The following is a 15,019-nucleotide window of genomic DNA, read 5'->3' as shown; positions in this document are numbered from 1 at the left end:
AGACCGCCGAGCCTTGCGCGGCAGCGCCTCCGGTTCCAAGAGCAGTGCTATATGAAGACATTGCAGCTCACCGTGTTGATTCGACGACAAAACAGGGCGGGCGAACTGCCACGCAGCCGCCCTGCCCCCTTCAGACCTGAGATTTACTTGACGACCGGGTTGCCAGCGGCATCCTTGAGGGAACCACGGAGAGCGGTGTCGATCTGCTTGACCAGCACGGCAGGCAGGGCAACATAGTCGAGCTCTTCGGCGGTCTTCTGACCGTTCTTGAAAGCCCAGTCGAAGAACTTCACCACTTCTGCGCCCTTGGCGGGATCAGCCTGCACCTTGTGCATCAGGATGAAGCTGGCGCCGGTGATCGGCCAGCTGGTCTTGCCAGGCTGCTCGGTGAGGATCTCGCCGAAGCCCGGCACCTTGTTCCATTCGGCGAAGGACGCGGCAGCCTGGAAGGTCAGGTCATCCGGCTGAACGAACTCGCCGGCCTTGTTCTTCATCGCCAGGTGGATCATCTTGTTCTTCTTGGCGTAGGCGTACTCCACGTAGCCGATGCCGCCCTTGATACGCTGGACGTAGGAAGCCACGCCTTCGTTGCCCTTGCCACCGACACCTTCCGGCCACTGGACCGCGGTACCGGCACCGACCTTGTCCTTCCAGTCACCCGACACCTTGGACAGGTAATTCGTGAAGAGGAAGGTCGTGCCCGAGCCGTCGGCACGGCGGACGACAGTGATGTTTTCGTCCGGCAGCTTGACGCCGCTGTTCAGCGCAGCGATCGCCGGATCGTTCCACTTCTTGATCTTGCCCATGTAGATGTCGGCCAGCACGACGCCGGTCATCTTCATCTGGCCCGGCGCGACCCCTTCGAGATTCACCACCGGAACCACGCCGCCGATCACAGCGGGAAACTGGACGAGGCCATCCTTCTCGAGGTCTTCAGCCTTCAGCGGCATGTCGGAAGCACCGAAATCGACGGTCTTCGACTTGATCTGCTTGATGCCACCACCGGAGCCGATGGACTGGTAGTTCAGACCGACGCCGGTCTTGGCCTTGTAGATTTCAGCCCACTTCGAGTAGATGGGGTAAGGGAAAGTGGCCCCTGCACCGGTAATATCAACAGCCTGCGCGACACCAGCACCACCCAGGGCAACAACAAACGTACAGGCGCGAATGAAACCTTGCATGAATTTCTCCATCGTAGAGTGAGCCGCACAAAGCCACTGACGGCTTGAAACAAAAAACCCGGGGCCAGTTCGCACAACGCGAATCTGACACCGGGCTGATTCTACGACTGGTAAATTTCAGATTTGTTACATGTCGCGCTGCAGCAAATTTAGTTTGCCGCTGCCTTCACGACCTCGGCGAGACCGTGGGCGAGGCGCTCGACCTGCTCACCATCACTGCCCTCTACCATCACCCGCAGTAAGGGCTCGGTTCCCGACGGGCGCAGCAGGACCCGCCCCGTATCTGCAAGCTCCTGGGTCGCCGCGTCTACGGCCGCCTTGATCGAGTCGTTGTCCGACCACGCAAAACCCGGCTTGATCGGCACATTGACGAGCTTCTGCGGATAAAAGACGAGATCAGCGCACATCTCGTCGAGCGTCGAATTCTGCTGGCACAGGGCCGCGAGCACCTGCAGGCCGGCGATGATGCCGTCGCCAGTCGAGTGACGATCCAGGCAGATGATGTGACCGGAGTTCTCGCCCCCCAGCTTCCAGCCGTTGGCGTGCATCATTTCGAGCACATAGCGGTCGCCCACCTTGGCCCGGGCGAACGGCAGGCCCAGCCGCGCCACTGCGTGCTCGAAGCCGAGATTGCTCATCAGGGTACCGACCACACCGTTCGCGTTGCCCTGCGCCACCGCAGCCTTGGCGATCACGTACAGCAGCTTGTCGCCGTCGTAGATGCCGCCCTTGCCGTCGACCATGATGATCCGGTCGCCGTCGCCGTCCAGCGCGATACCCAGATCGGCCCCGCTCTTCAACACGGCGTCGCGGATGCTCTGGGGCGAGGTCGCGCCGACCTTGTCGTTGATGTTGAGGCCGTTGGGCTCCACCCCCACCAGCACGAGTTCCGCACCCAGTTCGTGGAAGACCTTGGGCGCCACCATGTAGGCCGCGCCGTGGGCACAGTCGAGCGCAATCTTCAGGCCGCGCAGGTCGAGCTCGTTGGGGAAGGTGTTCTTGCAGAACTCGACGTAGCGCCCCCGCGCATCGTCGATGCGCTGGGCCTTGCCGAGGCCCGCCGAATGTTCGCAGCCCATCGGCTCATCCAGCCGCGCCTCGATCTCGAGCTCGACGGAGTCGGGCAGCTTGGTGCCGGCCGCGGAGAAGAACTTGATCCCGTTATCCTCGAACGGGTTGTGCGAAGCGGAGATCACCACGCCCGCCTGCAGACGGAGCGCGCGGGTCAGATAGGCAATCGCCGGCGTCGGCAGCGGACCGGCCAGGAAGACGTCGACACCGGCAGCCGAGAAGCCCGCCTCCAGGGCCGACTCGAGCATGTAGCCGGAAATCCGGGTGTCTTTGCCGATGATCACCGCAGGCCGCTCACCCGGGCGCAAATGCTCGCGGGCCACCAGGGTCTTGCCGGCCGCATAGCCAAGACGCAGGCAGAAATCCGGCGTGATCGGCGCATCGCCGACACATCCACGCACACCATCAGTACCAAAATACCTTCTAGACATCTTCCCCTCGCAAGCACTCTTTCATGATTTCAGCATTTTGCCGCAAAGCCGGCATGACTGTCTGCCTCGACGGCTGCCCATACGCGCAAAACATCACGCGTTGCGCCGACGTCATGGGTGCGTACGATACGCGCCCCACGTTGAACCGCCAACAACGCCGCCGCCGCGCCGGCAAAGACACGTTCGTTGACGTCGCGCCCGGTGATTGCTCCCAGCATCGTCTTGCGTGACATCCCCACGAAAACCGGATAACCGGCTTCGCCAAACACTTCGAGATTCCGCAGCAGCGCCAGATTGTGATCCAGCGTCTTGCCGAAGCCGAAACCGGGATCGACCACGATGCGCTCCCGCACCACGCCATGATCGAGGAGGACCCGGACCCGATCGTCGAGAAAGTCCTTCACCTCGGCGACGACGTCGCCGTAGCTCGGCGCACGCTGCATCGTACCGGGCTCACCCTGCATGTGCATGACACTCAGAGCCACCGAGGTGCTGCACACGACCTCCAGCGCCCCCGGCGCCCTGAACGACGCGATATCGTTGATCAGATCGGCGCCGGCGCGGATCGACTCCCGCATCACCGCCGGCTTCACCGTATCGATGGAGAGCGGAATGTTTAACGGCGCCAGCGCCTCGACCAAGGGCACGACGCGATCCAGCTCCTGCTGCTCCGAAACGGGGGCGGCACCCGGCCGGGACGACTCGCCGCCGATATCGAGAATCTCGGCACCCTCCTTTATCGCCCGTTCGGCCGCGCGCACAGCGGTGTCGAGATCCGGACAACCATCGCCAGAGAACGAATCGGCGGTGACGTTGATGATCGCCATGATCTTGGGCTGGGACATGTCCAGCCGAAAGCGACCGCAGGCGAGAATGGAAGAACTCATTTGGGCCTCGAAATTAAAAAGGCCGGCGTCGAGCCGGCCCTGGGTGTGACGGGAAACGATGCGTCAGGCGACGGGTGCCGCCGCTGTCGGCGCGGCGCCGGGGGAATCATCACTCGGCCGACGGGGGGGCTGCGACGAGGGCTTGGGCGCGCGGGGCGTCCGGCCTTCCATGATATCGTTGATCTGGTCGGCGTCGATGGTCTCCATCTCCAGCAGGGCAGCGGTCATCGCCTCGACCTTGTCGCGATTCTCCTCAATGAGCCGGCGCGCCAGCGCGTATTGCTGGTCGAGAATTCGCCGGATCTCGGCATCCACTTTCTGGAGCGTGGCTTCGGACATGTTCTTGTGGGTCGTCACCGAGCGGCCGAGGAAAACCTCGCCCTCTTCTTCGCCATAGACCATCGGACCGAGGTTGTCGGACATCCCCCACTGGGTGACCATCCGGCGTGCCAGATCAGTGGCGCGCTGAAAGTCGTTGGAGGCGCCGGTGGTCATCTGGTTCATGAAGATTTCCTCGGCAATCCGCCCGCCGAAGAGCACCGCGATGGTCTGGAGCAGACGCTCCCGGTCCTGGCTGTAACGATCCTGCTCGGGAAGCTGCATCGTGACACCGAGCGCCCGACCGCGCGGGATGATCGTAACCTTGTGCACCGGATCGGTCTTGGTGAGGCACTTGGCCACCACCGCATGGCCCGACTCGTGGTAGGCGGTGTTGCGACGCTCCTCCTCGGGCATGACCATCGAGCGCCGCTCAGCCCCCATCATGATCTTGTCTTTCGCGCGCTCGAAGTCGTCCATATCGACAAGGCGCTTGTTGCCTCGCGCCGCGAACAGTGCCGCCTCATTCACCAGGTTGGCCAGATCGGCGCCGGCAAAGCCAGGACAGCCACGCGCCAGGATCAGCGCGTCGACGTCGGGCGCGATGGGCACCTTGCGCATGTGAACGCGGAGGATCTGCTCGCGGCCACGGATATCGGGGAGCGGCACCACCACCTGGCGGTCGAAACGGCCCGGACGAAGGAGTGCGGGGTCCAGAACGTCGGGGCGGTTGGTGGCGGCGATCACGATCACACCGGAAACGCCTTCGAAACCGTCCATCTCAACGAGCAACTGGTTGAGGGTCTGCTCGCGTTCGTCGTTGCCACCGCCGAGACCTGCACCACGCTGGCGACCCACGGCGTCGATTTCGTCGATGAAGATGATGCAGGGCGCCTGCTTCTTCGCCTGCTCAAACATGTCACGGACCCGGGCCGCACCCACGCCGACGAACATCTCGACGAAGTCGGAACCCGAGATCGAGAAGAAAGGCACCTTCGCCTCACCCGCGATCGCCTTCGCGAGCAGGGTCTTGCCAGTGCCGGGAGAGCCCACCATCAGCACGCCCTTCGGGATGTGCCCACCGAGCTTCTGGAACTTGGAGGGATCGCGGAGGAATTCGACGAGTTCGCCCACTTCCTCCTTCGCCTCGTCGCAGCCGGCCACGTCGGCAAAGGTGACGGTATTGGCCGTCTCGTCAAGCATCTTGGCCTTGGACTTGCCAAACGAAAATGCACCACCGCGCCCCCCGCCCTGCATCTGGCGCATGAAGAACACCCACACGCCGATGAGCAGGATCATCGGGAACCACGAAACGAAGATGTTCATCAGGAAGGACTGCTCTTCCTCGGGCTTGGCCGCCGTCACCTTGACGCCGTAGCGCATCAGGTCGCCAACCATCCAGATATCCTGGAAGCCCGGCGTATAGACGGTGATCTGGCGACCATCCTGGGTCGTCGCCCGGACCGTGCGTCCGTCCACAACCGCCTTGGCGACCTTGCCCTGCTTCGCATCCTCCATGAACTGGGAGTATTCGACCGAATTCTGGGCCGCCTGGCGATTGTTGAACTGATTGAAAACGGTCATCAGCACGACACCGATCACCAACCAGATCGCAAGATTCTTGAATAAATTGTTCACACGATTCCTTGACAGCCCGACATGAGCTACAACCTTGTAGACTGATTCTATGTCCGATCGTTCGATCGATCAAATGATCGTAACCATAGCTGGGAACAATGGCTCGATCTCTACTTACCCGCGCTTTCCCGAGCCCAGCAGATAAACCTCGGGACTCCGGTCGCGGGATGCCTGGGGCTTGCGCACCAGCACCGACTTGAAATCACGCTCCATCTGCTTGCGGAAGGCGTCGAACCCCTCCCCCTGAAAGACTTTGACGACAAAGCGCCCCCCCGCGGCCAGGTGTTTCTGCGCAAAATCGAGGGCGAGTTCGGCGAGGTAAATGGATCGTGCCTGATCGCTGCTCGGAATACCGGATATATTGGGCGCAATGTCGGACATTACAAGATCCACCCGGCGACCACCCAGCATTTCCTCGAAGCGCTCCACGAATACCTCGTCGTGAAAGTCGCCCTGCATGAATTCAACCCCGGGAATAGGCTCCATCGGGAGCAGGTCGAGGGCGAACACCCGGCCGGACGCGCCGACCCGCTTGTGCGCCACCTGGCTCCACGAACCCGGCGCCGCACCGAGGTCGACGACGACCATGCCCGGACGCAGCAACTTGTCCTTGTCGTCGATCTCCATCAACTTGTAGGCCGCCCGGGCCCGCCACCCTTCCGATTTGGCTCGCTGGACGAAAGGGTCGTTGACATGCTCCGCCATCCAGGATTTGCTGGTCTTGCTACGCTTCATCGCGGTACAATTACGCCCTTTTGTCAATGGGTTTCAAAATGATTGATCTCACGCCGGCTCAGCGGCGAGCGTTTCGTGCGCAAGCCCACCACCTGCACCCGGTAGTCAGCGTCTCCAGCAACGGGCTCACGCCCTCCGTGCTCAAGGAGATCGACCACGCCCTCCAGGCCCACGAACTCATCAAGATTCGCGTTTACGGCGAGGACCGCGCCCACCGGGATTCGATCATGGAAACGGTGTGCACCGAATTGCAGGCGGCGGCTGTCCAGCACATTGGCAAGACCCTGGTGGTATGGCGCGAAAAACGTGAGGAAGAAGCTTCCACGGCCGCCTCCAGCGAGCGCCCGAAGAAGCCTGTCTCGAAGGCCAAATCGGCCAAGGCCCTGTCGGCCCGCCGCGGCATCGCGTCGCTTACTGCGAAGGCCCCCAAGAAGACCCACTGGTTCGCGGCCCCCAGCAAGAGCCGTCGCAACGCGGCCGACTGATCCCGCCAGCCTGCCAGACCGCTCGCCAGACTGCAGGGTCGCGATCAACGAAGACCGCGATCCTGCACCGCGACCAGAATCAGCCCAAGCAAGCTCTGGACCAGATAGACGACGCTGGAGACACCGTGCCAGGCGGCAAAGCGGTCCCGCAAGGCACTTTCCATCACCTCGCGAGGGAAGGAATCTGCCTTCAGCTGGGCAAGGATCGGCTGGACGCCGAAATACCCGGCCACGGTGAGCAACAGCATCACCAGCACCAGCCAGAAGACGCTGCTCTTGAAAGCAGCCCCTTCCTTGCGCAGGGCCACGAAGATGAGCAGGTAGGCCGCCAACGCCATGCCCAGCCACGCCACATAAGTGAACATGTCGCCGGCCAGGCGCCCTGCCAGCCCCCTGTCCTCGAGCACCCGGAAGAGGGTCGGCGCCGCCAGATACCCGATCGCCCACAGGGCTCCCACCCACAGGGTGATCGAGATGCGGTAGAGGTGCTCGGCAAAGCGCTGCATGGCGACCGCGTCAGACGTAACGGACGTCGATCAGTTCGAGTTCGCGAACGCCGCCCGGCGCCTGCACCTCGGCCACATCACCGGCGAACTTGCCGATGAGGGCGCGGGCGATGGGCGAACTGATCGCGATCTTGCCTTCCTTGATGTCGGCCTCGTCGTCACCGACGATCTGGTAGGTAACGGTGTCACCGGTATCCAGATCCTCGAGTTCGACCGTCGCGCCGAAGACACAGCGGCCGTCGGCATCCAACAGCTTGGGATCGATGATCTGCGCATTGGAGAGCTTGCTCTCCACCTCGCGGATCCGGCCTTCGATGAAGCCCTGGCGCTCCTTGGCCGCATCGTACTCGGCGTTTTCGGAGAGATCGCCATGGGAGCGCGCCTCGGCGATCGCCGCGATCACATTGGGACGATCCACGGTCTTCAGGCGCTGGAGTTCCTGCCGGAGCTTTTCAGCCCCGGCGACAGTCAGGGGAACCTTGTTCATGCCTGAGCCAGCTCCGCGTGCAGGGCCTGCAGCGAGTAGGCCTCGAGACCGGACAGGTGGCGCATGCCCATGCAGGCGGCCTTGGCGCCTTCGATGGTGGTGAACACCGTGACCTTGGCAGCCAGCGCGCTGGTGCGGATCGAACGGGAGTCGGTGACTGCCTGGCGCTTTTCCTCGACGGAGTTGATGACGAGGCTGATCTCGTTGTTCTTGATCATGTCCACAATGTGCGGACGCCCCTCATTCACCTTGTTGACCTCCGACACCGTCAGCCCCGCTGCAGCGATAGCCGACGCCGTGCCACGGGTTGCGACCACCGAGAAGCCGAGGTCGATCAGTTCGCGAGCCACCTCGACGGCCTTCGGCCGATCAGCGTGCTTGACACTGATGAAGGCCTTGCCGGAGGTCGGCAGACGCACGCCGGCACCGATCTGGCTCTTCACGAAGGCTTCGGCGAAGGTGCGGCCGACGCCCATCACTTCGCCGGTGGACTTCATCTCGGGGCCGAGGATGGTATCGACGCCCGGGAACTTGACGAAGGGGAAGACGGCTTCCTTGACCGAGTAGTACGGCGGCACGACTTCGCCGGCCACGCCCTGGTCGTCCAGGCTGCGGCCTGCCATGCAGCGGGCAGCAATCTTGGCGAGCGGCAGACTGCACGCCTTGGAAACGAAGGGCACGGTACGGGACGCACGCGGGTTGACCTCAAGCACGTAAACCACCGCCGCGTCGCCCTGCCCCTGGATCGCGAACTGCACGTTCATGAGGCCGCAGACGTTGAGGGCGCGCGCCATCGCTTCGGTCTGGCGGCGCAGCTCGTCCTGCAGCTTGGCGGACAGCGTGAAGGGCGGCAGCGAACAGGCGGAATCGCCCGAGTGCACGCCGGCCTGCTCAATGTGCTCCATGATGCCGCCGATCATCACGCGCTTGCCGTCGGAGAGGGCATCGACGTCGACTTCGGTGGCGTCGTTGAGGAAGCGGTCGAGGAGCACCGGCGAATCGTTGGACACCTTGACCGCCTCGCGCATGTAGCGCTCGAGGTCCTTCTGCTCATGGACGATTTCCATCGCCCGGCCGCCCAGCACGTAGCTCGGACGCACCACCAGCGGGTAGCCGATCTCGGCAGCCAGCCGCACGGCGTCTTCGGGGGTGCGCGCGGTGCGGTTGGGCGGCTGCTTGAGGCCCAGTTCGAAGAGCAGCTTCTGGAAGCGCTCGCGGTCTTCGGCCGCGTCGATCATGTCGGGGCTGGTGCCGATGATGGGCACACCGTTGGCTTCGAGGTCGCGGGCACGCTTCAGCGGGGTCTGGCCGCCGAACTGCACGATCACGCCGACGGGCTGCTCGACGGCGACGATCTCGAGGATGTCCTCGAGGGTCAGCGGTTCAAAGTACAGGCGGTCGGAGGTGTCGTAGTCGGTGGAGACGGTCTCCGGGTTGCAGTTGACCATGATGGTCTCGTAGCCGTCCTCGCGCATCGCCATTGCCGCATGCACGCAGCAGTAGTCGAACTCGATGCCCTGGCCGATGCGGTTCGGGCCACCACCCAGCACCATGATCTTCTTGTTGCCGGTGGGGCGCGCCTCGCATTCGTCTTCATACGACGAGTAGAGGTAGGCAGTGGAGGTGGCGAACTCGGCGGCGCAGGTGTCGACACGCTTGAACACCGGACGGACGCCGGCGGCGTGGCGGTGCAGGCGGACGGCGGTCTCATCGGTGGCCAGCAGCTTGGCCAGACGACGGTCGGAGAAGCCCTTGCGCTTCAGCTCGCGCAGCTCGGCGGCGCCGATGCCCTTGAGCGAGCGGCCGGTGAGGGACTTCTCGGTCTTGACGATGTCTTCGATCTGGATCAGGAACCACGGGTCGATGCGGGTCAGCGCCTGGACCTGCTCGAAGGACATGCCTTCGCGGAAGGCCTGGCCCACGTACCAGATGCGCTGGGCGCCCGGCTCGCCGAGCTCGCGCTCGAGGTCTGCCTGGTCGGCCTCGATCTCGTCGAGGCCGTAGGCGCCGGTCTCGAGGCCACGCAGGGCCTTCTGGAAGGACTCCTGGAAGGTGCGGCCCATGGCCATCACCTCGCCCACCGACTTCATCTGGGTGGTCAGGCGGTCGTTGGCGGCCGGGAACTTCTCGAAGGCGAAGCGCGGGATCTTGGTGACGACGTAGTCGATGGACGGCTCGAAGGACGCCGGAGTCGCACCGCCGGTGATGTCGTTCTTGAGCTCGTCGAGGGTGAAGCCGACCGCCAGCTTGGCGGCGACCTTGGCGATCGGGAAGCCGGTGGCCTTGGAGGCCAGGGCCGACGAGCGCGACACCCGCGGGTTCATCTCGATGACGATCATGCGGCCGTCGGCCGGGTTGATCGCGAACTGCACGTTGGAACCGCCCGTGTCAACGCCGATCTCGCGCAGCACGGCGATCGAGGCGTTACGCAGGATCTGATATTCCTTGTCGGTCAGCGTCTGGGCCGGCGCGACGGTGATGGAGTCGCCGGTGTGCACACCCATCGGGTCGAGGTTCTCGATGGAACACACGATGATGCAGTTGTCCGCCTGGTCGCGGACCACTTCCATCTCGTATTCCTTCCAGCCGATCAGCGACTCTTCGATGAGCAGCTCGTTGGTCGGCGAGGCTTCGAGGCCGCGCTTGCAGATCTCGACGAATTCTTCGGTGTTGTAGGCGATGCCGCCACCGGTGCCACCCAGGGTGAAGGACGGGCGGATGATGACCGGGAAGCCGATCTCGGCCTGCACCTGATGCGCCTCTTCCATGCTGTGGGCGATGCCGGAACGCGCGGAGCCGAGACCGATCTTGGTCATCGCGTCCTTGAACTTCAGGCGATCCTCGGCCTTGTCGATGGCCTCTTCCTTGGCACCGATGAGCTCCACGCCGTACTTCTCGAGCACGCCGTTGCGGGCGAGGTCGAGGGCGCAGTTGAGGGCGGTCTGGCCGCCCATCGTCGGCAGCACCGCGTCGGGGCGCTCTTTTTCGATGATGCGCTCGACGACCTGCCAGGTGATCGGCTCGATGTAGGTGACGTCCGCCGTTTCGGGGTCGGTCATGATGGTCGCCGGGTTGGAGTTCACCAGCACGACCTTGTAGCCCTCTTCGCGCAGGGCCTTGCAGGCCTGGGCGCCGGAGTAGTCGAATTCACAGGCCTGGCCGATGATGATCGGGCCGGCACCAATGATGAGGATGGTCTTGATGTCTGTACGTTTGGGCATGGTTCTTCAGGGGCAGGCAAGCGGATGAGCGGAGAAAGGCGCGCCGGGGCGCGCCTGCGCAAGGATCGGCTTCAGCCCTTCGCCTCCATCAGCGAAATGAATCGATCGAACAGGTAAGCCACGTCATGGGGACCGGGGCTGGCTTCCGGGTGGCCCTGGAACGAGAAGGCCGGCGCGTCGGTGCGGGCCAGGCCCTGGAGGCTGCCGTCGAACAGCGAGACGTGGGTAGCGCGCACGTTATCCGGCAGGGTGGCGACATCGGCGGCGAAACCGTGGTTCTGACTGGTGATCAGCACCTGACCGGAGTCGAGGTCCTTGACCGGGTGGTTGGCGCCGTGGTGGCCAAACTTCATCTTCATCGTCCGGGCGCCGGAGGCCAGGGCCAGCAGCTGGTGGCCGAGGCAGATGCCGAAGGTCGGCACGCCTTTGGCGACGATCTCGCGGATTGCCGCGATGGCGTAGTCGCAGGGCTCCGGATCGCCGGGACCGTTGGACAGGAAGACGCCATCGGGATTCATCGCCAGCACTTCGGAGGCGGGCGTCTGGGCCGGCACCACGGTGAGGCGGCAGCCGCGCTCGGCGAGCATGCGCAGGATGTTGCGCTTGACGCCATAGTCGTAGGCCACCACATGGAAGCGGGCCTCCTGCTGGGCGACATAGCCCTTGCCGAGCTTCCACTCGCCCTCGGTCCAGGCGTAGGGCTCGGAGGCGGAGACGACCTTGGCGAGATCGAGGCCGGCCAGGCCGGAGAAGGCGCGTGCCTGGGCCACGGCGGCATCGGCGTTAAGTTCGGCCTGGGTGGCGGCGGTCATGATGCAGCCGCTCTGGGCACCCTTCTCACGCAGGATGCGGGTGAGCTTGCGGGTGTCGAGACCGGCGATGGCGACGATGTTTTCGGCTTTGAGGTAGGCATCCAGCGACTGCTCCGAGCGCCAGTTGGACGCCACCAGGGGCAGGTCGCGAACCACCAGACCGGCGGCGTAGACCTTGTCGGCCTCGCAGTCTTCGCGGTTGACGCCCGTGTTTCCGATGTGCGGATAGGTGAGAGTGACGATCTGGCGGCAGTAGCTCGGGTCGGTGAGGATTTCCTGGTAACCGGACATGGAGGTGTTGAACACCACCTCACCGGTCGTAACACCTATCGCCCCGATGCCCTTTCCGTAAAACACCGTCCCGTCGGCAAGAGCAAGAATGGCGGGCGGGAAAGTTGACACGGCGAACTCCTCGAAATCTTTGGATTGAACGGCATGCATGCGTGGCCGGGCCACACATGAAAAACGGGATCAGCCTGGACGGCCATCCCGTAAAAACTTTGCAATTATAGCCCGCCGCAGGTAGTTCGGGCAAACCCGCGAAGGGGCTGCGCGAGAAACCGGCAAAGCCACGGCCCATCACGTTTTGCGCGCCTTGCGCAGCACCCCGGCGAGCTTGCCCTGCTCGGCCAGCAGCACGGGAAGCTCCCGCCGGACACCGGCCGCGTCCGAATCCCGGGCCAGGGTCTCGAGGCGGCGGGCCGCGGCCATCACGCTCTCGGCATTGAACACACCGGCGCTGCCCTTGATGGTGTGGGCCAGGTTGCGGATGGTGGTGAAATCGCCAGCCCGCTGGGCCTGCTCAAGGGCCTTGCGGTTGCGCTCGAGGTCGGCGAAGAACAGGCCGATGAGCTGCTGCAGCGCCCCTTCGTCGCCGTCGAGGAGTTCGCGTGTCGCGTCGAGGTCGGCCGCGCTGTCGTCCGCCTCGAAATCCATGCTCCCCTCTTCGGCTTCCTTTTCCTCGGCCTCCACCGCGCCCATGTCGCCGATGATCCGCTCGATGACCGCGCGCAGCTCGGCCGGCTTGATCGGCTTGGCGATGTAGTCGTCCATGCCGGCCGCCAGACAACGGTCGCGGTCGCCCTGCATCGCGTGGGCCGTCATGGCGACGATCGGCGTCGACCGCCACTGACCGCCGGCCGCCCAGGTCCGCCGGGCCTCCTTGGCGCGGATCGCCTGGGTGGCCTCCAGGCCACCCATCACCGGCATCTGGACGTCCATCAGGATGAGGTCGAACTTCTCCTTGTCGAACATGTCTAGCCCCTCCTGGCCGTTGGAGGCGACAGTGAGGGTGTGGCCCATTTTCTCGAGCATCTTGAGGGCGACGGTCTGATTGACCGGATTGTCTTCGACCAGCAGGATCTTGAGCCGCCGCACGCGCGCCGCCTCGGCCGGTGAATAGGCCTGGGTCTGGGTGGCGTCGAAGGTGAAGAAACGGTCACCTTCCGCCGCCGCGCCATTGAGCGCCAGCCTCAGGGCGTCCTGCAGGTCCGCCCGGGAGAAGGGCTTGATGAGCCGCGCACCGATCTTCAGGCGCTCGCACTTGACGCTGTCCTCCCGGTGGCTATGGACATCGAGCATCATCACGATGCGATCGAGGGCCGGCCAGTCCTTGATCAGCCGCTCGGCCAGGGCGTACCCGCCCGGCGCCGGCATCGCGGCATCCATCAGCAGCCAGTCGAAGGGCGTACCCGCCTTGTGAGCTGCCGCCAGGGCCTCTTCGAGGGCCGTGCCGTTGTCGGCCTCCTGCACCTCGAGCCCCATCGCGCGCAGCTGCACGCCGACGCAGCGGCGCAACGCCGCATTCCGCCCCGCGACCAACGCCCGCCGCGGGCCGAGGCTCTCGACGACCAGCGCCTTGGGACGACCGAGACCGACGCGGACGGTAAAACGGAAGGTGCTGCCCTCGCCCGCCTCACTCTCGAGCAGGATGGAGCCCCCCATCAGCTCGACGATGCGCCGGCTGATCGCCAGCCCTAGCCCGGTGCCGCCGTACTTGCGGGTGGTCGACGCGTCGGCCTGGGAAAACGCGCCGAACACCAGCGCGTGCTTGTCCTTGGGGATGCCGATCCCGGAATCGCGCACCGCGAATTCAAGCACCAGCTCGCTGTCGTCGAGATTGCTGGCCGTCACCGAGACCTCGACCTCACCCTTCTCGGTAAATTTGACCGCGTTGCCGACCAGATTGGTCAGCACCTGGCGCAGGCGGATCGGATCCCCGACCACCACGTCGGGCACATCCGTGCCGATGTCGTAAAAACACTCCACGCCCTTCTCGTAGGCCCGGAGCGCGAGCGACTTCATCATGTCGCCGAGAAGACTGCCAATCGAGAACTCGACCTTCTCGACGCTCATGTGCCCGGCCTCGATCTTCGAGAAGTCCAGCACATCGTTGATGATGTGGAGCAGCGAATCGGCAGAACTCTTGACCGTCTGCAGGTATTCGCGCTGCTCGCTGTCAAGCTTGGTGTCGAGCACGAGCTCCGTCATGCCGATGATCCCGTTCATCGGCGTGCGGATCTCATGGCTCATGTTGGCGAGGAAGTCGCTCTTCGCGCGGTTGGCGGCCTCGGCCTGCTCCTTGGCGTGGAGCAGCTCCAGCTCGGCGCACTTGGCCTGGGTGACGTCCTGATAGGTGCCCACCATGCGCGCCCAACGCCCGTCCGGCGTCCGGTTGGAGGCCTTGCCCCGGGCCAGCACCCAGCGCCAGCCCCCATCCTTGGCCTTGATGCGGAACTGGGCTTCGAAATACGGCATCTCGCCACGCAGGTGCGCGGCGACCTGGTAATGCATCACCTCGTAGTCGTGGGGATGCACCAGGGGCACCCAGCCAAAATTGCCCGAGGCGTATTCAGAATCGTCGTAGCCCAGCGTCTGACGCCAGTCGTTGTCGATCGCCAGGGACTGATGGATGATGTCCCAGTCCCACACCCCGCCTTCGATGTTGTACATCGCCAGGTCGAGGCGCTCGCGCATCTCGCGCAGGCCGCGCTCGGCGGCATCCCGGGCCCCGAGCAACGCGCCCAGGGCCGCAACGCACTGTTCGGCGGAAGTCCCGGCCGCATCGAACGGGGCTTCCAGCCACCCCTCCTCCACGCCCCGGGCGAGAAACGCGCGCAGGGCGCGCCCGATCTGGGCGTCCTGTATATCGAGTTCGGCGTCGGAAGGGATCACTTGAGCTGCCAGCAAGGGGTCGTGGTAAGCGGGGCGCGCCACCCTTGGCGGCGCGCTTCCCTGAAAGCCATCA

11 protein-coding genes are annotated in these 15,019 nt (G+C 64.3%); 1 reads left to right on the top strand and 10 read right to left on the bottom strand.

Features of this window, described 5'->3' with window-relative positions:
* Positions 1-143: 143 nt before the first annotated feature.
* From pstS to rlmE, 5 genes are all read right to left on the bottom strand, one after another.
* Positions 144-1,181 (bottom strand): phosphate ABC transporter substrate-binding protein PstS, encoded by a 1,038-nt coding sequence (gene pstS / locus ACE3OU_RS09330; RefSeq protein ID WP_374241284.1) that lies wholly within the window; start codon positions 1,179-1,181, stop codon positions 144-146.
* 149 nt (positions 1,182-1,330) lie between these two features.
* Positions 1,331-2,683 (bottom strand): phosphoglucosamine mutase, encoded by a 1,353-nt coding sequence (glmM, locus tag ACE3OU_RS09325; RefSeq protein WP_374241283.1) that lies wholly within the window; start codon positions 2,681-2,683, stop codon positions 1,331-1,333.
* A 29-nt stretch (positions 2,684-2,712) separates the two neighbouring features.
* Positions 2,713-3,570, bottom strand: a complete 858-nt coding sequence (gene folP, locus ACE3OU_RS09320; protein ID WP_374241282.1) for a dihydropteroate synthase — start codon at positions 3,568-3,570, stop codon at positions 2,713-2,715.
* Between the two features lie 63 nt (positions 3,571-3,633).
* On the bottom strand, positions 3,634-5,526 hold the full coding sequence (ftsH, locus tag ACE3OU_RS09315) for an ATP-dependent zinc metalloprotease FtsH (RefSeq protein ID WP_374241281.1): 1,893 nt from the start codon (positions 5,524-5,526) through the stop codon (positions 3,634-3,636).
* A 114-nt stretch (positions 5,527-5,640) separates the two neighbouring features.
* On the bottom strand, positions 5,641-6,261 hold the full coding sequence (rlmE, locus tag ACE3OU_RS09310; protein ID WP_374241280.1) for a 23S rRNA (uridine(2552)-2'-O)-methyltransferase RlmE: 621 nt from the start codon (positions 6,259-6,261) through the stop codon (positions 5,641-5,643).
* A gap of 38 nt (positions 6,262-6,299) precedes the next feature.
* Between rlmE and yhbY the strand changes: the two genes are divergently transcribed.
* Positions 6,300-6,746, top strand: coding sequence for a ribosome assembly RNA-binding protein YhbY (gene yhbY, locus ACE3OU_RS09305; RefSeq protein ID WP_374241279.1), 447 nt, complete (start codon positions 6,300-6,302; stop codon positions 6,744-6,746).
* 44 nt (positions 6,747-6,790) lie between these two features.
* Here yhbY and ACE3OU_RS09300 read toward each other — a convergent pair whose 3' ends face one another.
* From ACE3OU_RS09300 to ACE3OU_RS09280, 5 genes are all read right to left on the bottom strand, one after another.
* On the bottom strand, positions 6,791-7,252 hold the full coding sequence (locus ACE3OU_RS09300; protein ID WP_374241278.1) for a DUF4149 domain-containing protein: 462 nt from the start codon (positions 7,250-7,252) through the stop codon (positions 6,791-6,793).
* 10 nt (positions 7,253-7,262) lie between these two features.
* On the bottom strand, positions 7,263-7,739 hold the full coding sequence (gene greA / locus ACE3OU_RS09295; RefSeq protein WP_374241277.1) for a transcription elongation factor GreA: 477 nt from the start codon (positions 7,737-7,739) through the stop codon (positions 7,263-7,265).
* The gene (gene carB, locus ACE3OU_RS09290; RefSeq protein WP_374241276.1) at positions 7,736-10,960 is read right to left on the bottom strand and encodes a carbamoyl-phosphate synthase large subunit; all 3,225 of its coding nucleotides are present in this window, start codon (positions 10,958-10,960) and stop codon (positions 7,736-7,738) included. The genes greA and carB overlap by 4 nt, the downstream gene beginning before the upstream one ends.
* Positions 10,961-11,031: 71 nt before the next feature.
* Positions 11,032-12,174, bottom strand: a complete 1,143-nt coding sequence (gene carA / locus ACE3OU_RS09285; RefSeq protein ID WP_374241275.1) for a glutamine-hydrolyzing carbamoyl-phosphate synthase small subunit — start codon at positions 12,172-12,174, stop codon at positions 11,032-11,034.
* 177 nt (positions 12,175-12,351) lie between these two features.
* A complete protein-coding gene (locus tag ACE3OU_RS09280; protein ID WP_374241274.1) occupies positions 12,352-14,946 on the bottom strand; it encodes a response regulator in 2,595 nt (864 codons plus the stop codon).
* Positions 14,947-15,019 lie beyond the last annotated feature (73 nt).

This window comes from Zoogloea sp. (genome assembly GCF_041908905.1).
Lineage (GTDB): Bacteria > Pseudomonadota > Gammaproteobacteria > Burkholderiales > Rhodocyclaceae > Zoogloea.
The sequence above is the reverse complement of the archived record's forward strand: the minus strand, read 5'-3'. Positions and strand labels throughout refer to the sequence as shown.